The following is a 19,785-nucleotide window of genomic DNA, read 5'->3' on the forward strand; positions in this document are numbered from 1 at the left end:
TTTCCACGGGAAAATTCCTATGAGCTTTATCACCGAAATCAAAACCTTCGCCGCGCTGGGCAGCGGTGTCATCGGCAGTGGCTGGGTGGCACGTGCGCTGGCCCATGGGCTGGATGTCGTGGCCTGGGACCCGGCGCCCGGCGCTGAAGCAGCGCTGCGCAAACGCGTGGCCAATGCCTGGGGTGCGCTGGAGAAAAACGGTCTGGCGCCGGGTGCTTCGCAGGATCGTCTGCGCTTTGTCGCGACCATCGAAGAGTGCGTGCGTGATGCCGATTTCATTCAGGAAAGCGCCCCGGAACGTCTGGAGCTGAAACTCGATCTGCACAGCAAAATCAGCGCAGCGGCCAAGCCGAATGCGTTGATTGGTTCGAGCACTTCGGGGCTGTTGCCGAGCGAGTTTTACGAGAGTTCGACAAACCCGGAACGCTGCGTGGTCGGCCACCCGTTCAACCCGGTTTACCTGTTGCCGCTGGTGGAAGTGGTCGGAGGCAAAAACACTGCGCCGGAAGCCGTGCAGGCAGCGATGAAAGTCTACGAATCCCTCGGCATGCGTCCGTTGCACGTGCGCAAGGAAGTACCGGGGTTCATCGCCGACCGCTTGCTTGAAGCGCTGTGGCGTGAGGCGCTGCATTTGGTCAACGACGGTGTCGCGACCACTGGCGAGATAGACGATGCGATCCGTTTTGGTGCTGGATTGCGCTGGTCGTTCATGGGCACGTTCCTGACTTATACGCTGGCCGGTGGTGATGCAGGTATGCGCCACTTCATGTCGCAATTCGGCCCAGCATTGCAGTTGCCGTGGACCTATCTGCCGGCGCCGGAACTGACTGACAAGTTGATTGATGATGTGGTCGAAGGCACCAGTGATCAACTCGGTCGGCACAGCATTTCGGCGCTGGAACGCTATCGTGATGATTGCCTGCTGGCGGTGCTGGAGGCGGTGAAGACCACCAAGGAAAAGCACGGGATGAGTTTCAGCGAATAGGCCGTTTAATGATCGTTCCCACGCTCTGCGTGGGAATGCAGCCCGGGTCGCTCCGCGTCCCAGAAGCGTGACGCAGAGCGTCACAAGAGGCGTTCCCACGCAGAGCGTGGGAGCGATCGCGTCAGGAGAAAACATGCCCCACCTCACCACCTACCAAACCAGAATCATCCCCGACTGGGTCGACTACAACGGCCACCTGCGCGATGCCTTCTACCTGCTGATTTTCAGCTACGCCACCGATGCCCTGATGGATCGCCTCGGCATGGACAGCAACAACCGCGAAGCCAGCGGCCACTCGCTGTTCACCCTCGAGCTGCACCTCAACTATCTGCACGAAGTGAAGCTCGATACCGAAGTCGAAGTACGCACGCAAATCATCGGCCACGACAGCAAACGCCTGCACCTCTATCACAGCCTGCACAAGGTCGGTGACGATCAGGAACTGGCCGGCAACGAGCAAATGCTCCTCCACGTCGACCTCGCCGGCCCACGTTCGGCACCGTTCAGCGCCGACACCTTGAGCCGTCTACAAAGCATCGTCACCGAGCAAAAAGACTTGCCCGCGCCCGCTTACATCGGCCGCGTCATCGCGCTGCCACTCGCCAGGTAATCCATTGATCGCAAGGAGCCGCCATGAACACCGCTGCCGCTGTTGCCGACTTCCGTACTTATCCGTTGATCAGCGCGCTAAGCGGCGTGCAGAGCCTGGCGGATCGCGTGGCCATTGAATGGGCTGACGGTCGCATCAGCCCGTTTCACCACGTTTGGTTACGGGACAATTGCCCGTGTGAACGTTGCGTCTACAACATTACCCGTGAGCAGGTTTTCGAGATTGTCGACGCCGCTGAAGATCTGAAACCCGCAGCCGCAAACATCGATACAGACGGCTGCCTGAGCATCGACTGGCAGGACGGCCACCTCAGCCGTTTCGATCCGGGCTGGTTGCGCGCACACGCCTACGACGACGATTCCCGCGCCGAACGATTGGCCGGCAAACCGAAACCCTATCTGTGGCGCAGCGATTTGCAGTTGCCGGTGTTCGAGTACGCGGCGTTGATGAATGACAACGCCGCCCTGCTGCAATGGATGCTCGCCATCCGCGACATCGGCCTGACGCAAGTGCGTGGCGTGCCCACCGAGCCCGGTTCGCTGACGCTCATTGCCCAACGTATTTCGTTCATCCGCGAGAGCAACTTCGGCGTGCTGTTTAACGTGCAATCGAAGGCCGATGCCGACAGCAATGCCTACACCGCTTTCAACCTGCCATTGCACACCGACCTGCCCACTCGCGAGCTGCAACCGGGGCTGCAATTACTGCATTGCCTGGTGAATGACGCCGAGGGCGGCGAGAGTATTTTTGTCGACGGTTTCGCGATTGCCGATGCGTTGCGCAGCGAAGATCCGGCGGCGTTTCAGGCGTTGTGTGAAATCCCCGTGGAGTTTCGCAACAAGGATCGGCATAGCGACTATCGCTGCCTGGCGCCGATCATGGCTTTGGATGCTCTGGGCAGGGTCGCCGAGATTCGCATGGCGAACTTTTTGCGCGGGGCGTTTGAGACGTCGGTGGAACAGATGCCGTTGTTGTATCGGGCGTATCGGCGGTTTATTGCGATGACCCGCGAGCCGCGGTTTCGGCTGATGCAGCGGCTCAATCCCGGTGAGTTGTGGTGCTTTGATAACCGCCGCACGTTGCATGCGCGCAATGCGTTTGATCCGGCCACGGGGGCGCGGCATTTTCAGGGCTGCTATATCGACCGGGATGAGTTGTTGTCGCGGATCCTCGTGTTGCAAAGATAGACCGCGTCATCGTTCATCGCGGGCAAGTCGAATCGTCGCACCGCCGCTCCCACAGGGTTCGGTGGCGTTTCACAAATATGCGACCAGACTCGAAACTTGTGGGAGCTGGCTTGCCAGCGAAGACGTCGGCAGGAACAACAAATCTCTAACTGATTCACAGCCAAAAAAAGCCCCGGTGCAAGCCGTGACAGGATCGGGGCGCAAGCTACTGTTGAGGAGCTGCCGTGCGAGGGTGACCAAACCTTCGTGAAGCGAGCTTGCGCCAGTGTGCCCACTCCCCTTGTTGACGAGTTAGCCGAAAACGACCTGTTCATAGTCGTCGCAGCCACACAGACAAAACGCCCTTGCCGTGCCCGCCCCAGCCTTACAGAATCGAAGCAAGACCTCCGTTGCCACAGAAGGATTTGCGTGATGATGTACGCCGATTTGATTGACCAGGAAGATCTGTTGGGCCAGCTCAAGGCGTTGGGTATTCAAGTACCCAGTGGCACGACCGCCGAGCAGGCTTGCGAGTGCGCGGTGCGCGGTCTGGATAATGTTCGCGCGTTTGAACTGCGCAAGATGGTCAAGGACATGTATACCAGCGGCGCCAGCATCCAGCCGGCGGTGCGGCAGGCGATCGACAAACAGTTGTTGCCGGCCTTGGCGGATTTCCAACAGAACCACATCGCCTGACAGGACGCCATCGCTGGCAAGCCAGCTCCCACAGGATCGGTGCGGTACACAAATGTTGTGTTCGCCCGGATCACTGTGGGAGCTGGCTTGCCAGCGATGAACGATGACTCGATCTACAACCTTACGCTGGCAAACGTCGACTCATTGCGTGCCTGACTCAACGCCGACATCGGCCCCGACAGCGGCGACATCACGATCGCTTGCGGCAGCGGCAGCATCGCCACTTGCTGGGTGGTGTTGGAACCTACGCGTTCGTCACGCGGCGGAATGCCAAAGTATTCGCGGTAGCATTTGGAGAAGTGCGGCGTCGAGACGAAACCACACACCGACGCCACTTCGATGATCGACATCGGCGTCTGCTTGAGCAGTTGCCGCGCGCGGATCAAACGCAGCTTCAAGTAGTAACGCGACGGCGAGCAGTGCAGGTATTTCTGGAACAAGCGCTCCAGCTGTCGACGCGACACGGCCACATACACCGCCAGTTCATCCAGGTCGATCGGCTCTTCCAGATTGGCTTCCATCAGCGCAACGATTTCCTGCAACTTCGGCTGATTGGTGCCGAGCATGTGCTTGAGCGGCACGCGCTGGTGATCCTGCTCGTTGCGGATGCGCTCGTAGACGAACATTTCCGAGATCGCGGCGGACAGTTCACGGCCGTGATCGCGGCTGATCAGGTGCAGCATCATGTCCAGCGGCGCGGTGCCACCGGAGCTGGTGAAACGGTTACGGTCGAGGGTGAACAGACGCGTGCTCATGGCCACGCGCGGGAAAGCTTCCTGCATCGCTGCCAGACATTCCCAGTGCACGCTGCAATCGAAACCATCGAGCAACCCGGCGCAGGCCAGTGCCCAACTGCCGGTGCACACGGCGCCGAGACGCTTGGACTGACGCGCCTGACTTTGCAGCCACGAGACGTGTTCACGGGTCACGGTGCGTTGAATGCCGATACCGCCGCAGACGATGATGGTGTCCAGTGGCGGGGCTTTGTGCATGGAAGCGTCGGGAGTGATTTGCAGACCGTCACTGGCCCACACCTGGCCGCCATCGACGGTGAGGGTGCTCCAGCGATACAGCTCGCGACCGGACAATTGGTTGGCCATGCGCAGGGGTTCTACTGCGGAGGCCAGAGAAATCAGCGTGAAATTGTCCAGCAGCAGAAAGCCGATGGATTGAGGCGCACGGTTCTGGGGTTGGGCCCCGGAGTTGAACGACGTCATCGCGGTATCTCCTCACACAAAGCGGGTGATGGCCTCAGGCGGAGGCTCTTGTTATTGCCAGCGTTCTCGCGTGGGAGACGGGCTTTGTTATGACAGAGCAATTGCCATGCCTAAAGTTGGATGGCCGTTCAATAACTCCTGAAAACGACGTCGCGACGCGTCTATACGAGCCGTCCGACGAAAGGTATTTCGAAGTGCCATCAGCGACGGGGAAAGCGCGGTTCAGGTGGCTGTGAGCAAATCGGTAGCACTTGTGGGAACTGGCCTGCGCGCGGTTTGCGGGGAGTGTCACCGCAAGCACGGGTGACAGACGGTAGGAGGGCTGGGCGCGTGTAACAGCTGGGAAAGACTCTTATCTGATTGCGACGCGCTAAAAGGTGGCGTGGTTTATTGACCGTGTTCACTTAGCGCGCAGTTTTGACTGGTCTAGCGCTATCGCGAGCAGGCTCACTCCTACATTTGGAATGCGTTCCCCTGTAGGAGTGAGCCTGCTCGCGATTGGGCCGATGCGGTCTCAGCACTCCACAGCGCTGACCGCCAGGCCACCCCGCGAGGTCTCTTTATATTTGTCATGCATGTCGGCCCCGGTATCGCGCATGGTGCGAATCACCCGATCCAGCGAAATAAAGTGCTGACCATCCCCGCGCAACGCCATCTGCGCCGCGTTGATCGCTTTCACCGCGGCAATCGCATTGCGCTCGATGCACGGCACTTGCACCAGACCGCCGACCGGATCGCAGGTCAGCCCAAGGTTGTGTTCCAGGCCAATCTCCGCCGCGTTGCACAACTGCTCCGGCGTAGCACCGAGAATCTCCGCCAGCCCCGCCGCCGCCATTGCGCACGCCGAACCAACTTCGCCCTGACAACCCACTTCGGCGCCCGAGATCGAAGCATTCTTCTTGCATAGAATCCCCACCGCCGCCGCACTCAGGAAGTAGTCGACCACGTTGGCGTCCGTCACCGCTTCGCTGAACTTCATAAAGTAATGCAGCACCGCCGGAATGATCCCCGCCGCACCATTGGTCGGCGCCGTCACCATGCGCCCGCCCGCCGCGTTCTCTTCATTCACCGCCAGCGCAAACAGGTTGACCCACTCCATCGCGCTCAGCGTCGAGCCAATCACATTGGGCTTACCCAATTCCTGAAGACTGCGATGCAACTTCGCCGCACGCCGCCGCACATTCAAACCGCCGGGCAGGATGCCTTCGTGTTTCAGCCCCTGCTCGACGCAATCCTGCATCGCTCGCCACAGTTTCATTAGCCCAGCGCGGATTTCTTCCTCGCTGCGCCAGATCTTCTCGTTAGCCATCATCAATTCAGCGACGCGCAAGTTGTTCTTCTTGCACAGATCCAGCAGTTCAACCGCGCTGGAAAAGTCATAAGGCAATTCAGTGCGATCCAGATCGACCACACCGCTCGACGCCTGCGCTTCATCCACGACAAAGCCGCCGCCGACTGAATAGTAGGTGTCGCGGTGCAGTTCGCCGTGATCGCCGTCGGCAACAATCGTCATGGCATTGGGGTGGAACGGCAGGTTCTCGTCGATCAGACGCATGTCCCGCGCCCAGACAAACGGCACCGACAAACGACCATCCAGTAACAGCGTGTCGGTTTCACGCAGTGCCTGAATGCGCGGGCCAATCTGCGCCGGGTCGATTGCGTCCGGCCATTCGCCCATCAGGCCCATGATCACCGCGTTGTCGCTGCCGTGACCGATGCCGGTGGCCGACAGCGAACCAAACAATTGCACTTCGATCCGCCGCACCTGTTCCAGGTGATGCTGGCCCCGCAACGACTCGACAAACAACGCCGCCGCGCGCATCGGCCCGACGGTGTGGGAACTGGAAGGGCCGATGCCGATTTTGAACAGGTCGAAAACGCTGATAGCCATTGCTGCAGAGCTCCTGAGGATGCCGGTCCGGGACGCGAAAGCGCCCGCTGGCGGAGCTGCTACGCTCAAGCTGCGATCCGCCGGAATGCCCGCATCATCAGGCTTTTGTCGGAACGCACGGCGTCTGGCACCGACGCACTCATGTCCACCAGCGCCGCGCCGTTTTCGCCCCGGTTTTCACCGTTTTTGTGCGGTTCAGAGGGCTGATCGGGGCAGAAAAAAGCTGTAAACGACGTCACCGACACTAGATACGACCATCCCTGTACTGGATACGACCCCCCCTGTAGGCGTCAGATTTTCACTGGTACATGATCGTTATGACTCGATTGCAAGGCGCCGTGGTAGAGCTGTCTCCAGAACGCCATCCAACCGCAACCTATAAGTGCGGTGGTCCACAGTCGGAACACTGCCAAAAAAAACACCAAGGAGTCCATCCATGAAAGGTTCCCCGTCGTTGTTATTGGCCGCCATGCTGAGTCTGCCGTTACTGGCGCAAGCTGCAGAACCGGCGCAGTGCAGTACCGTGAATTTCTCCGATGTCGGCTGGACTGACATCACCGCGACCACCGCCACCACTTCTGTTGTTCTCAACGCCCTCGGCTACAAGACCAAGACCACCATGATCTCCGTGCCCGTGACCTACAAGTCGCTGGCCGACGGCAAGAACATGGACGTGTTCCTCGGTAACTGGATGCCGACGATGGAAAACGACATCAAGGCCTACCGCGACGCCGGCACCGTGGAAACCGTGCGCACCAACCTCAAGGGCGCCAAGTACACCCTCGCCGTGCCGCAAGCCCTGTATGACAAAGGTCTGCACGACTTCGCCGACATCGCCAAATTCAAGAAAGAACTCGACGGCAAGATCTACGGGATCGAGCCTGGCAACGACGGCAACCGCCTGATCCAGAGCATGATCGACAAGGATGCCTTCGGCCTGAAAACAGCCGGTTTCAAAGTCGTCGAATCCTCCGAAGCGGGCATGCTCTCGCAGGTTGACCGCGCGCAAAAACGCGACACCGCCGTGGTCTTCCTCGGCTGGGCGCCACACCCGATGAACAAGCGCTTCAAGATTCAATACCTGACCGGTGGCGATGATTTCTTCGGCCCCGATTTCGGCGCGGCGACCGTGGCGACCAACACCCGCAAGGGTTACGCCGAGGAATGCAGCAACGTCGGGCAGTTGCTGAAGAACCTGGAGTTCAACGTCGACATGGAAAGCGAACTGATGGGCAACATCCTCGACGACAAGATGAAGCCTGACGCGGCCGCCAAGGCCTGGCTGAAAAAGAATCCACAGGTGCTCGATACCTGGCTCGCTGGCGTGACCACCATTGACGGTAAACCAGGCCTGGAGGCCGTGAAAGCCAAGATTGCCCAGTAATCGCTTATGCCGGGGGAGCTTGCTCCCTCGGGCTGTTTATTTCCTTGCATGCGGACGTTCACTACCATGCTGATTGATCAGAAAATACCTCTAGGCCAGTACATCGCGGGCTTCGTTGAATGGTTGACGCAACACGGCGCCAACACCTTCGACGCAATCGCCGTGACCCTGGAAACGATGATCCACGGCGTGACGTTTGCGCTCACCTGGTTCAACCCTTTTGTCTTGATCGGCCTCATCGCCCTGCTCGCGCATTTCATCCAGCGCAAATGGGGATTGACCGTTTTCGTCATCGCCTCCTTCCTGCTGATCCTCAATCTGGGGTACTGGCAGGAAACCATGGAAACCCTCGCCCAGGTGCTGTTCGCGACCCTGGTCTGCGTGGTCATCGGCGTGCCGTTGGGCATCGTCGCCGCGCACAAACCGATGTTCTACACATTAATGCGTCCGGTACTCGATCTGATGCAGACCGTACCGACCTTCGTTTACCTCATTCCTACCCTGACCCTCTTCGGGCTGGGTGTGGTGCCGGGCCTGATCTCCACGGTGGTGTTCGCCATCGCTGCGCCGATCCGCCTGACCTACCTGGGCATCCGCGATGTCCCGCAAGAACTGATGGACGCCGGCAAAGCCTTCGGCTGCTCGCGTCGCCAATTGCTCTCACGGATCGAACTGCCTCACGCCATGCCGAGCATCGCTGCCGGCATCACCCAGTGCATCATGCTGTCGCTGTCGATGGTGGTGATCGCCGCACTGGTAGGCGCCGACGGACTCGGCAAACCGGTGGTCAACGCACTGAACACTGCTGATATCGCCTTGGGCTTCGAAGCGGGCCTGGCGATCGTACTGCTGGCGATCATGCTCGACCGTATCTGCAAACAACCCGACGCCAAAGTAGGGGGTGACGCATGAGCATAATTCGCTTCGAAGACGTAGACGTAATCTTCTCCAAGGATCCACGCGAGGCACTCAAGCTGCTCGATCAGGGCATGACCCGCAACGAGATCCTGAAGAAAACCGGGCAGATCGTCGGCGTGGAAAAAGCCACGCTGGATGTCAACAAGGGTGAAATCTGTGTACTGATGGGTCTGTCCGGTTCGGGCAAATCGAGCCTGCTGCGCTGCATCAACGGCCTCAACACCGTGAGCCGTGGCAAGCTGTTCGTCGAGCATGAAGGCAAGCAGATCGACATCGCCTCCTGCACCCCCGCCGAGCTGAAAATGATGCGCACCAAACGCATCGCCATGGTCTTCCAGAAGTTCGCCCTGATGCCGTGGCTGACGGTGCGCGAGAACATCAGTTTCGGTCTGGAAATGCAGGGCCGTCCGGAGAAGGAACGCCGTAAGCTGGTCGATGAAAAACTCGAACTGGTCGGCCTGACGCAATGGCGTAACAAGAAGCCCGACGAACTCTCTGGCGGTATGCAGCAGCGCGTTGGTCTGGCGCGGGCGCTGGCGATGGACGCCGACATTCTATTGATGGACGAACCGTTCTCGGCACTCGACCCGCTGATCCGTCAGGGCCTGCAGGATGAACTGCTGGAACTGCAACGCAAGCTGAGCAAGACCATTGTGTTCGTGAGTCACGACCTTGATGAAGCACTGAAGCTCGGCAGCCGCATCGCGATCATGAAGGACGGCCGGATCATCCAGTACAGCGTGCCGGAAGAGATCGTGCTGAACCCGGCGGACGACTATGTGCGGACCTTTGTCGCGCACACCAATCCGCTCAACGTGCTCTGCGGGCGCAGCCTGATGCGCACGCTGGACAAGTGCAAACGCATCAACGGTTCGGTGTGTCTGGATCCGGGCGGCGATTCGTGGCTGGATCTGGCTGAAGGCAACACCATCAAGGGTGCGCGGCAGAACGGTTCAGTGTTGAATTTGCAGAACTGGGCACCGGGGCAAGCGGTGGAAGGCCTGGAGCGCAAGCCGACGTTGGTGGATTCGAACATCGGCATGCGTGACGCCTTGCAGATTCGTTATCAGACCGGCAACAAACTGGTGCTGCACGATAACAATCATGTGGTGGGGATCCTGGGCGACAGCGAGCTCTATCACGCGTTGCTGGGCAAGAACCTGGGCTAAGAAACCCGGACACAAAAACGCCGCGAGAGGATCGCGGCGTTTTTGTTGGTGCAGATATTCAGCTGTGAATACAGGATCTGTGGCGAGGGGATTTATCCCCGATGGGCCGCGAAGCGGCCCCAAGTCGTCAAACGCGGTAATCCAGGAAAACCGCGTTTGACGGTTGCAGGACTGCTTCGCAGCCCATCGGGGATAAATCCCCTCGCCACAATGGTTCTGCGGTGCGGCTGATTGCACTGCAGAACTTCAAGTCTTAGCTGTACACCCGGCCAAGGAGCTGCCGATGGCTTTCAAACTGATCGAGCACATCCCGCGTGATCTGATCCTGCGTGAAGCCCATCAGGTCGTAATCCTGGCTGCCGTTGTGCAGATACACCTCGGCGCGGTAGTAACGCTGGCGCGCTTCATCGGACTGGGCCGATTCGGTCGGCGTCGCCAGATAACCGTCCAGGCTGACTTCGTAAACGAAAGGGTTGCCCTCTTCCATCTCGACGCGCACACCCATGCAACGCTTGGATTTACCCAGCAGCGTCTGCACTGTCAGACCCTGCGCACGCATCTGCGCGGTGGCGTCTTCCAGCGCCGGGCTGACTTGCTTGTCCATGAAACGCTGCACCACCGATTGGCTCGGCTGCAGATCCAGCTGGGTCAGACGCTCGCTGAAACCGCGACGACCGCGCTCTGCCAGTTGCGCTTGCTCCTGTTCGATCTGCACGTCCTGGCGCATCGCCTTGTGCAGGCCGAACATGAAGAACACCAACACCACCGAGAACGGCAGACCGGCCAGCACCACCATGGTTTGCATGGCTTCGAAGTTACCGGCAAACAGCAGACCGATGGTCACCAAGGTGATCACCACCGACCAGAAGATCCGCAGCCAGTGCGGCGCATCTTCGTCGACGTTGCCGCCCTTGCAGGACAGATTCGCCATCATCACCGCGCCAGAATCGGCCGGGGTCAGGAACAGCACGAAGCCAACGAAGATCGACACACCGATGACGACTTTCGACGCCGGGTAATGTTCAAGCAATTGATAGATCGCCATCGACGGCTGTTCCAGCGCCGTCTTGCCAAGCTCCACCGCCCCATGGTTCATCACCAGGTCCAGTGCCGAGTTACCGAAGATCGACAGCCAGGCCAAAGTGAAGCCCAACGGAATCAGCAGCACGCCGGCGACCAGTTCACGCACGGTACGACCACGGGAAATACGCGCGATGAACATGCCGACGAATGGCGCCCAGGAAATCCACCATGCCCAGTAGAACAGCGTCCACAGGCCCATCCAGCGCTCGGACTTGGCGTTGTCACCTTCGTACACATACAGGTCGAAAGTTTTCAGCACGATGCCGTTGAGGTAATCGCCGATGTTCTGCACGAAGCCGTTAAGCAGGTGCAAGGTCGGGCCGAACAACAGCACGAAAATCAGCAGACCGCTGAACAGCACGATGTTCAGGTTGGACAGACGGCGGATGCCGTTTTCCACGCCGGACACGGCAGCGATGGTCGCCACGGTGCTCATCACGATGATCACGATCAAAAGGTTGGTGTTGCTGTGTTCCATGCCGAACAGGTTTTCCAGGCCCGACGACACTTGCAGCGAACCAATCCCCAGGTTCGTCACCAGACCGAGCAGCGTCACGAACATGCCGAAGCCGTCCACCGCATGACCGGCCGCGCCTTTGACCCAACGCTCGCCGACCAGCGGATACAGCGCCGAACGCAGGGCCAGCGGCTGGTTATGACGGTAAGCAAAGTACGCCACGGCCAGACCGACCAGTGCGTAGATCGCCCAGCCGTGCAGGCCCCAGTGCAGGAACGTCAGTTGCACCGCCTGACGCGCGGCCATGTTGCTGGCCGAGGCGCCTTCCGGCGGATTGAAATAGTGATCCAGCGGCTCGGATGCGCCGAAGTACAGCAGCGAAATACCGATACCCGACGAGAACAACATCCCCGCCCAGGCGCCGTAACTGAAATCCGGGGTGTCGTCCTTGCTGCCCAGTTTGAGTTTGCCGTACGAGGAAAACGCCAGACCGACGACAAATACCAGGTAGGCGGCAATCACCACCATGTAGTACCAGCCGAAGCTGCGCGACAACCAGGCCTGAGCGATACCCAACAGTCTGCCGGCCTCTTGCGGGGCGATAATCAGAATGGCGGTCAACAACAGAATCAGCGCGGTAGAGGTGTAAAACACCCAACCGTTGACCGTCACCTTCTCGGGCGGGGTCTTTATAAGCGAGGCAGAACTCATGGCACAAATGCTCCAGGCAGTGCGAGAGAAGAACACAAGGCAACACGGAACCCGACCAATCGGTTAGTTGGCAGCCGACCGGCGGGTGATATAAAGACACCCCGAAAAAAGCCCGAACCTGCCGAAATGGCGCCGCGAATCGCTTTCGTGGCCGAAGGTGGACGGACGTTCATCCGAAACCTGGCCCTGAGCGTCTTGCCCTTTCAATACGTCCATCGAATCGCGAACCGCGCCATGCCCCATACAGGTTTCAAGCATTTTCGGATGTCGGTTTTATCGCCACTTACACGTAGGAAAAATCTGTAGGCAGCGACGATTTGTCGCAGATCTTATTCTTTGTTGATTGAACGTTCAATCAAAACAAAATAGACTGGCCGTCAATCCGATAGGCGTCATTCGCCGCTCGGAAGGCCTAAGGAGATGTGCAAGATGCCCAAGGTCGGTATGCAACCCATCCGCCGCCAACAACTGATCGAAGCCACTTTGCAGGCGGTCGATCAGGTCGGAATGGGGGACGCCAGCATTGCGCTGATCGCCCGTTTGGCCGGTGTCTCGAATGGCATCATCAGTCATTACTTTCAGGACAAGAACGGCCTGATTGCCGCCACGATGCGGTATCTGATGACCGCCCTCAGCGAGAGCGTCACCGCGCGCCGTCAGGCGCTGGCAGATGACAGCCCACGGGCGCATCTGCAGGTGATCATCGAAGGCAACTTCGACGCCAGCCAGGTCAATGGCCCGGCAATGAAAACCTGGCTGGCCTTCTGGGCCACCAGCATGCACCAGCCGTCTTTGCACAGGTTGCAGCGGATCAACGATCACCGTCTGTATTCCAACCTGTGCTGCCAGTTCCGCCGTGTGTTGCCGCTCGAAGATGCGCGCACCGCAGCGCGTGGCCTGGCAGCGTTGATCGACGGCTTGTGGTTGCGCGGCGCTTTGTCGGGAGACGCTTTCGACACGGCGCAGGCGCAACAAATCGCTTACGAATACATGGATTTCCAATTGGCCAAGAAGGTGAGCTAGAGCACACAGAAAACGCTCGGCCCCTGAACGCCACCGCAGCCTCACCGCGGTGGTCAACGCCAACCACCAATGCACTTGCGAGGACACTATGGCCCGTTTCGAACTGCAAAAACTTTACATCGATGGCGCGTACTCTGACGCCGGCAGCGATGCCACCTTCGAAGCCATCAACCCGGCTAACGGTGAAGTCCTCGCACAGGTGCAACGTGCGACCAAGGAAGACGTCGAGCGCGCTGTAGTCGCCGCTGAAAAGGGCCAGAAAATCTGGGCCGCGATGACCGCCATGGAGCGTTCGCGCATCCTGCGTCGCGCCGTCGACATCCTGCGCGAGCGCAACGATGAACTGGCCGCGCTGGAAACCCTGGACACCGGTAAATCCTTCTCCGAAACCAAATACGTCGACATCGTTACCGGCGCTGACGTGCTGGAATACTACGCAGGCCTGGTGCCGGCGATCGAAGGCGAGCAGATTCCACTGCGCGACACTTCTTTCGTCTACACCCGTCGCGAGCCGCTGGGCGTTGTCGCCGGTATCGGCGCGTGGAACTACCCGATCCAGATCGCGCTGTGGAAATCCGCGCCAGCCCTGGCGGCCGGTAACGCGATGATCTTCAAGCCAAGCGAAGTCACCTCGCTGACCACTCTGAAACTGGCCGAGATCTTCACCGAAGCCGGCCTGCCAAACGGCGTGTTCAACGTCCTGACCGGCAGCGGCCGTGAAGTCGGCACTTGGTTGACCGAGCACCCGCGCATCGAAAAAATCTCCTTCACCGGCGGCACCGACACTGGCAAGAAAGTAATGGCCAGCGCTTCGGCTTCGTCGCTGAAAGACGTGACCATGGAGCTGGGCGGCAAGTCCCCGCTGATCATCTGCGACGACGCCGATCTCGATCGCGCTGCCGACACCGCAATGATGGCCAACTTCTACAGCTCCGGTCAGGTCTGCACCAACGGCACTCGCGTGTTCGTTCCGGCGCACCTGAAAGCTGCTTTCGAAGCCAAGATCGTTGAACGCGTTGCACGCATCCGCATCGGCAACCCGGAAGACGAAAACACCAACTTCGGCCCGCTGGTCAGCTTCGCGCACATGGAAAGCGTGCTGGGCTACATCGCCAAGGGTAAAGAGCAAGGCGCTCGCGTACTGTGCGGCGGCGATCGTCTGACCGACGGCGAATTCGCCAAAGGCGCATTCGTCGCACCAACCGTGTTCACCGATTGCACCGACGACATGACCATCGTCCGTGAAGAAATCTTTGGCCCGGTCATGGCAATCCTGTCGTACGAAACCGAAGAAGAAGTGATCCGCCGCGCCAACGACACCGACTTCGGCCTGGCCGCCGGTATCGTCACCAAAGACCTGAATCGCGCCCACCGCGTGATTCATCAATTGGAAGCGGGTATCTGCTGGATCAACGCCTGGGGCGAGTCCGATGCAAAAATGCCGGTCGGCGGCTACAAGCAGTCGGGTGTTGGCCGTGAAAACGGGATCAGCTCTCTCAATAACTTCACTCGCATTAAGTCCGTGCAAGTCGAACTGGGTGAGTACGTTTCGGTATTTTGATTAGCTGATCAGCTACGAGCGGCAAGTTTCAAGCTGCAAGTAAAAGCAGTTTGTGTTTGCCGCCCTACCCGATCTCAAAGCCACAGCTCGCTGCTTTTCCTTGCAGCTAGAAGCTTGAAGCTTGCAGCCCCCGGAGGGCCTATGTCCCAAGAATTCGATTACATCATCATCGGTGCCGGCTCGGCCGGTAACACCCTGGCGACCCGTCTGACTGAAGACGCCGGCGTCACCGTTCTGCTGCTTGAAGCAGGCGGCCCTGACTACCGTCTCGACTTCCGCACGCAAATGCCGGCTGCTCTGGCGTTCCCGCTGCAAGGTCGTCGCTACAACTGGGCTTACGAAACCGACGCCGAGCCACACATGGACGGTCGCCGGATGGAATGCGGTCGCGGCAAAGGCCTCGGCGGTTCTTCGCTGATCAACGGCATGTGCTACATCCGCGGCAACGCGATGGACTACGACGGCTGGGCGAAACTGCCGGGGCTGGAAAACTGGTCGTACCTCGACTGCCTGCCGTACTTCCGCAAAGCCGAAACCCGCGACATCGGCCCGAACGATTATCACGGTGGCGAAGGTCCGGTCAGCGTGACCACGCCGAAGGCTGGCAACAACCCGCTGTTCCACGCCATGGTTGAAGCCGGCGTGCAGGCCGGTTACCCGCGCACCGAAGACTTGAACGGTTACCAGCAGGAAGGCTTCGGCCCGATGGACCGCACCGTGACGCCGAACGGTCGTCGTGCTTCCACTGCCCGTGGCTACCTCGACACCGCGAAAAAGCGTTCGACCCTGACCATCGTCACCCACGCCCTGACCGACAAGATTCTGTTCGAAGGCAAGCGTGCGGTTGGCGTGCGTTATCTGGTCGGTTCGGCGGAAGAGCGCGTTGAAGCCAAAGCGCGTAAAGAAGTGCTGCTGTGCTCCGGCGCCATCGCTTCGCCGCAGATTCTGCAGCGTTCCGGTGTCGGCCCTGCCGAGCTGCTGAAATCCCTCGACATCCCGGTCGTTCACGATCTGCCGGGCGTCGGTGAAAACCTGCAGGATCACCTTGAGCTGTACCTGCAATACGCTTGCACCCAACCGGTTTCGCTGTACCCGTCGCTGCTCTGGTACAACCAGCCGGCCATCGGTGCCGAGTGGCTGTTCAACGGCACAGGCATCGGCGCCAGCAACCAGTTCGAAGCCGGCGGTTTCATCCGTTCGCGTCCGGAATTCGAATGGCCGAACATTCAGTACCACTTCTTGCCGGTGGCGATTAACTACAACGGCAGCAACGGTGTGAAAGAGCACGGTTTCCAGGCGCACATGGGTTCCATGCGTTCGCCGAGCCGTGGTCGCATTCAGGCCAAGTCGAAAGACCCGCGCCAGCACCCAAGCATCCTGTTCAACTACATGGCCACCGAGCAAGACTGGCAGGAATTCCGCGACGGCATCCGCCTGACCCGTGAAATCATGCAGCAGCCTGCGCTGGACGCTTTCCGTGGCCGCGAAATCAGCCCGGGCATCGAAGTGCAAACCGATGAGCAGCTGGACAAGTTCATCCGCGAGCACGCCGAAACCGCGTTCCACCCGTCCTGCTCGTGCAAGATGGGCACCGACGAGATGGCTGTGGTTGATGGCGAAGGTCGCGTGCACGGCATGCAGAGCCTGCGTGTGGTCGATGCCTCGATCATGCCGATCATCACCACCGGCAACCTGAACGCGCCGACGATCATGATCGCCGAGAAAATCGCCGACAAGATCCGTGGCCGCCAGCCGCTGCCACGCAGCACCGCGCCGTACTACGTCGCGGGCGATGCACCGGTCAAAGGCAAGCCGATGCGTGATATCACCCCGGCTGCTCAGTAAGACTTGATAGCGCATCAAGGCTGATCGCTGGCAAGCCAGCTCCCACAGGGTTTTGTGTCGTACACACATAATGTGTTCAGCAAAAAACCTGTGGGAGCCTGGCTTGCCAGCGATGGGGCCCTGAGATTCAGCACAAATTCCCCCGCTGCACAGTAAATCCCCCTACACCCCCTCTTCACTTGATCCTACCCCCACGCAGGCCTACTCTAGACCTCGCGCAACCGTTTCACCCCCTTCCTCGCCGTAGCTCTACCGCTTCCCCCTGACAAGGAGGTTCCCGAATGTTCGATTTCCACCCCCAGCTCAAGCAGCGCTTCGCTGCCTTGCGCACGGGCGCTGAGTTTTTTTCCCTGCGGTATGTACGCGAGTCCGGGCAGTACCTGTCGGTACGCAAGAACGTCGCCGAACCACCGAGCCTGAGCCGTGACGAAGGTGCGATGCTCACCGTTCGCGTCAATGGCGTTGAGGCCTACGCGGCCACCAACGATTTGTCGCAACAAGGCCTGCAAGCCGCGCTTGAACGCGCCGAACTGCAAGCCCGCCGGCTCAAGCCGCACGCCTTGCTCGACCTGCGCGATCAGCCGGTGTCCAGCGACCGCGCTGATTACTTTTCACCCAATCTCGAACAACCCTTTCCGTCCCTGAGCGAATGCTTCGAGCTGCTCGGTGCGGAATCCGCCTCGGTGCCAAAGGATGAGCGCCTGGTGAACTGGGAAGTGAGCATCGGCATCACCCACGTCGAACAGATCTACCTGAGCAGCGCCGGGGCTGAATTGCGCCAGGCCCAGCGCTTCGTCTATCCAGGCCTCGACGTCACCGCCTACGACGGCAACGACAGCCAGACCCGCAGCCTCGGCCGCGAAAACTTCGGCCAACAGGGCGGCGCAGACGTGATCAGCCGTTGCGGACTGATCGGTGCCGGCCCGCAAGTCGCCGATCAGGCGCTGCAACTGCTGCTCGCACCGAACACCCCGCAAGGCCCGCGCGACCTGCTGTTAATGCCCGATCAGATGATGCTGCAGATCCACGAATCCATCGGCCACCCGCTGGAACTCGACCGCATCCTCGGCGACGAACGCAATTACGCCGGCACCAGTTTCGTTAAAGCCAGCGACTTCGGCAGCCTGCAATACGGCTCGAAACTGCTCAACGTGACCTTCGATCCGGGCATTCCCGAAGAGCTCGCCAGCTACGGCCATGACGACGACGGCACGCAGGCGAGCAAACAATTTTTGATCCGCGAAGGTCTGTTGCTGCGGCCGCTGGGCGGTGCGCTGTCGCAATTCCGTGCCGGCATGGATGGCGTCGCCAACAGCCGCGCCTGCGGCTGGAACCGCGCGCCGATCGACCGCATGGCCAACCTCAATATCGAGCCTGGCGATCAGCCGTTGAACAAACTGATCGAAGGCATCGAGCACGGCATTTTGATGAGCACCAACCGTTCGTGGTCGATCGACGATGCGCGCAACAAATTCCAGTTCGGCTGCGAATGGGGCCAGTTGATCGAGAACGGTGAACTCAAAGGCGTGGTAAAAAACCCGAACTACCGGGCGATTTCCGCGCACTTCTGGAAAAGCCTGCGCGCCGTCGGCGACGCCAACACCGTCAAGGTGCTCGGCACGCCGAACTGCGGCAAAGGTGAACCGAACCAGGTGATCCGCGTCGGCCACGCTTCGCCGGCCTGTGTATTCAGCAACGTTGATGTGTTTGGGGGAGACGCCTGATGAGCATTTCGAAGAGTCAGTCCGACGCCTTCAAGGTCATGGTCAATTGGCTGCGCGACAGCGTACGCGAGCCGGAACAGTTCACCCTCAGCTATGCCGCCGAGTCTTCGGCGTTCGTACGTTTCAACCACGCCAAGGTGCGCCAGGCCGGGCAAGTGCAGCAGGCCAACATCGTTCTGAAGCTGATCAACGACGGGCGTCACGCCGACCTGCAAGTCACCCTGTCCGGTGATCAGGAAGGCGATCTGCAACGCCTCGCCGAAGGTCTGCAACAACTGCGCGAAACCCTGCCGCTGCTGCCGCAGGATCCGTATCTGCTGCTCAATCACAACGGCTGGCAGAGCAAAAATGTGCAGGAACATCCGTTGCCGGACACGGAACAGGTGGTCGATGAAATCTGCGCGGCGGCTGAAGGTCTCGACTTGGTGGGGTTCTATGCCGCCGGCCCGATCAGCCGTGGTTTCGCCAGTTCTTCGGGGGCGTTCGGCTGGCATCAGGCCAACAGTTTCAACTTCGATTTCAGCCTGTTCCACGACAATGGCGAAGCGGTGAAAGCCAGCTACGCCGGGCATGACTGGAGCAGCGAAGGGTTCGCCAAGCGCTTCGGTCAGGCGCGCGAGCAACTGGAATTTCTCGGTCGTCCGCTGCGCACCTTGGCACCGGGGCAGTACCGCGCGTATCTGGCGCCAGCGGCGTTGGAAGAAATCATGGGCATGTTGAGCTGGGGCGGTTTCTCGGCGCAGTCGATTGCCAGCAAAAGCAGCCCGTTGCAGAAGCTGTATGTCGGCGATCAGGCGTTCAGTCCGCTGGTGTCGCTGGAGGAGAAAGTCAGCGAGTCGCTGAGCCCGGCGTTTTCCGGCGAAGGTTATCCACGCAGTGATCTGCGCCTGATCGTCGAAGGCAAGGCGGGCGATCAACTGGTCGGCTCGCGCAGTGCCGCCGAATATGGCCTGACGGCCAACGGTGCCAGCGGCGGTGAATCGCCGAGTGCGCTGAACATGGCTGCCGGTGTTCTGTCTCAGGCAGAGATCCTCAAGCAGTTGGGCACCGGGTTGTACATCAGCAACCTGTGGTACCTGAACTTCTCGGATCAACCGGCGGCGCGCATGACCGGTATGACTCGGTTTGCAACCTTCTGGGTCGAAAATGGCGAGATCCAGGCGCCGGTGAGCACCATGCGTTTTGACGACAGCGCTTACAGTCTGCTGGGTTCGCAACTGGAGGCACTGACGGCAGAGCGCGAGTTGCTGCTGTCGGCGAGTACATATAGCCAGCGCAATACCTCGTCGGCGTTGCTGCCGGGCGCGCTGGTTAGCCGACTCACGCTAACGCTGTAAAACAAAGA

Annotated in this window: 16 protein-coding genes; 12 read left to right on the forward strand and 4 right to left on the reverse strand. The window is 59.8% G+C overall.

Annotated features, from left to right (window positions below):
- The first annotated feature begins 19 nt into the window (after positions 1-19).
- The 4 genes from EJA70_RS21820 to EJA70_RS21835 all read left to right on the forward strand — a co-directional run bounded on the left by EJA70_RS21820 (position 20) and on the right by EJA70_RS21835 (position 3,457).
- Positions 20-985 carry an L-carnitine dehydrogenase gene (locus EJA70_RS21820; RefSeq protein WP_158833434.1) on the forward strand — a complete coding sequence of 322 codons (966 nt, stop codon included), beginning with the start codon at positions 20-22 and terminating at the stop codon, positions 983-985.
- Between the two features lie 133 nt (positions 986-1,118).
- Positions 1,119-1,595, forward strand: coding sequence for a thioesterase family protein (locus EJA70_RS21825; RefSeq protein WP_158833436.1), 477 nt, complete (start codon positions 1,119-1,121; stop codon positions 1,593-1,595).
- Positions 1,596-1,618: 23 nt separating this feature from the next.
- The gene (locus tag EJA70_RS21830) at positions 1,619-2,782 is read left to right on the forward strand and encodes a gamma-butyrobetaine dioxygenase (RefSeq protein WP_158833438.1); all 1,164 of its coding nucleotides are present in this window, start codon (positions 1,619-1,621) and stop codon (positions 2,780-2,782) included.
- A 411-nt stretch (positions 2,783-3,193) separates the two neighbouring features.
- Positions 3,194-3,457: a hypothetical protein gene (locus EJA70_RS21835; protein WP_158833440.1), complete on the forward strand. Its 264-nt coding sequence runs from the start codon at positions 3,194-3,196 to the stop codon at positions 3,455-3,457.
- Positions 3,458-3,570: 113 nt separating this feature from the next.
- On the opposite strand, the gene EJA70_RS21840 is transcribed toward EJA70_RS21835, so the two are convergent.
- The 3 genes from EJA70_RS21840 to EJA70_RS21850 all read right to left on the reverse strand — a co-directional run bounded on the left by EJA70_RS21840 (position 3,571) and on the right by EJA70_RS21850 (position 6,810).
- Complete coding sequence (locus EJA70_RS21840) at positions 3,571-4,674, reverse strand: GlxA family transcriptional regulator (RefSeq protein ID WP_053124577.1); 1,104 nt, start codon at positions 4,672-4,674, stop codon at positions 3,571-3,573.
- Between the two features lie 514 nt (positions 4,675-5,188).
- Positions 5,189-6,565 (reverse strand): L-serine ammonia-lyase, encoded by a 1,377-nt coding sequence (locus tag EJA70_RS21845; RefSeq protein ID WP_158833442.1) that lies wholly within the window; start codon positions 6,563-6,565, stop codon positions 5,189-5,191.
- Between the two features lie 65 nt (positions 6,566-6,630).
- Positions 6,631-6,810: a hypothetical protein gene (locus tag EJA70_RS21850; RefSeq protein WP_045123272.1), complete on the reverse strand. Its 180-nt coding sequence runs from the start codon at positions 6,808-6,810 to the stop codon at positions 6,631-6,633.
- A gap of 191 nt (positions 6,811-7,001) precedes the next feature.
- On the opposite strand from EJA70_RS21850, the gene EJA70_RS21855 reads away from it, so the two are divergent.
- The 3 genes from EJA70_RS21855 to choV all read left to right on the forward strand — a co-directional run bounded on the left by EJA70_RS21855 (position 7,002) and on the right by choV (position 10,036).
- Complete coding sequence (locus tag EJA70_RS21855) at positions 7,002-7,949, forward strand: choline ABC transporter substrate-binding protein (RefSeq protein WP_158833444.1); 948 nt, start codon at positions 7,002-7,004, stop codon at positions 7,947-7,949.
- 66 nt (positions 7,950-8,015) lie between these two features.
- On the forward strand, positions 8,016-8,861 hold the full coding sequence (gene choW / locus EJA70_RS21860; RefSeq protein ID WP_008085763.1) for a choline ABC transporter permease subunit: 846 nt from the start codon (positions 8,016-8,018) through the stop codon (positions 8,859-8,861).
- On the forward strand, positions 8,858-10,036 hold the full coding sequence (gene choV / locus EJA70_RS21865) for a choline ABC transporter ATP-binding protein (RefSeq protein ID WP_158833446.1): 1,179 nt from the start codon (positions 8,858-8,860) through the stop codon (positions 10,034-10,036). The genes choW and choV overlap by 4 nt, the downstream gene beginning before the upstream one ends.
- A gap of 253 nt (positions 10,037-10,289) precedes the next feature.
- On the opposite strand, the gene betT is transcribed toward choV, so the two are convergent.
- The gene (betT, locus tag EJA70_RS21870) at positions 10,290-12,287 is read right to left on the reverse strand and encodes a choline BCCT transporter BetT (protein ID WP_158833448.1); all 1,998 of its coding nucleotides are present in this window, start codon (positions 12,285-12,287) and stop codon (positions 10,290-10,292) included.
- Positions 12,288-12,716: 429 nt separating this feature from the next.
- Between betT and betI the strand changes: the two genes are divergently transcribed.
- The 5 genes from betI to EJA70_RS21895 all read left to right on the forward strand — a co-directional run bounded on the left by betI (position 12,717) and on the right by EJA70_RS21895 (position 19,777).
- Positions 12,717-13,310, forward strand: a complete 594-nt coding sequence (betI, locus tag EJA70_RS21875) for a transcriptional regulator BetI (RefSeq protein ID WP_158833450.1) — start codon at positions 12,717-12,719, stop codon at positions 13,308-13,310.
- 88 nt (positions 13,311-13,398) lie between these two features.
- Entirely contained in the window at positions 13,399-14,871 is a 1,473-nt protein-coding gene (betB, locus tag EJA70_RS21880) for a betaine-aldehyde dehydrogenase (RefSeq protein WP_158833452.1), read from the forward strand.
- Between the two features lie 141 nt (positions 14,872-15,012).
- Complete coding sequence (gene betA / locus EJA70_RS21885; protein ID WP_008085774.1) at positions 15,013-16,716, forward strand: choline dehydrogenase; 1,704 nt, start codon at positions 15,013-15,015, stop codon at positions 16,714-16,716.
- Between the two features lie 281 nt (positions 16,717-16,997).
- On the forward strand, positions 16,998-18,440 hold the full coding sequence (locus EJA70_RS21890; protein WP_158833454.1) for a TldD/PmbA family protein: 1,443 nt from the start codon (positions 16,998-17,000) through the stop codon (positions 18,438-18,440).
- Entirely contained in the window at positions 18,440-19,777 is a 1,338-nt protein-coding gene (locus EJA70_RS21895) for a TldD/PmbA family protein (protein WP_158833456.1), read from the forward strand. Before EJA70_RS21890 ends, EJA70_RS21895 begins: the two co-directional genes overlap by 1 nt.
- The last annotated feature ends 8 nt before the right edge of the window (positions 19,778-19,785 follow it).

The organism is Pseudomonas sp. PB103 (assembly GCF_009764635.1).
GTDB lineage: Bacteria > Pseudomonadota > Gammaproteobacteria > Pseudomonadales > Pseudomonadaceae > Aquipseudomonas.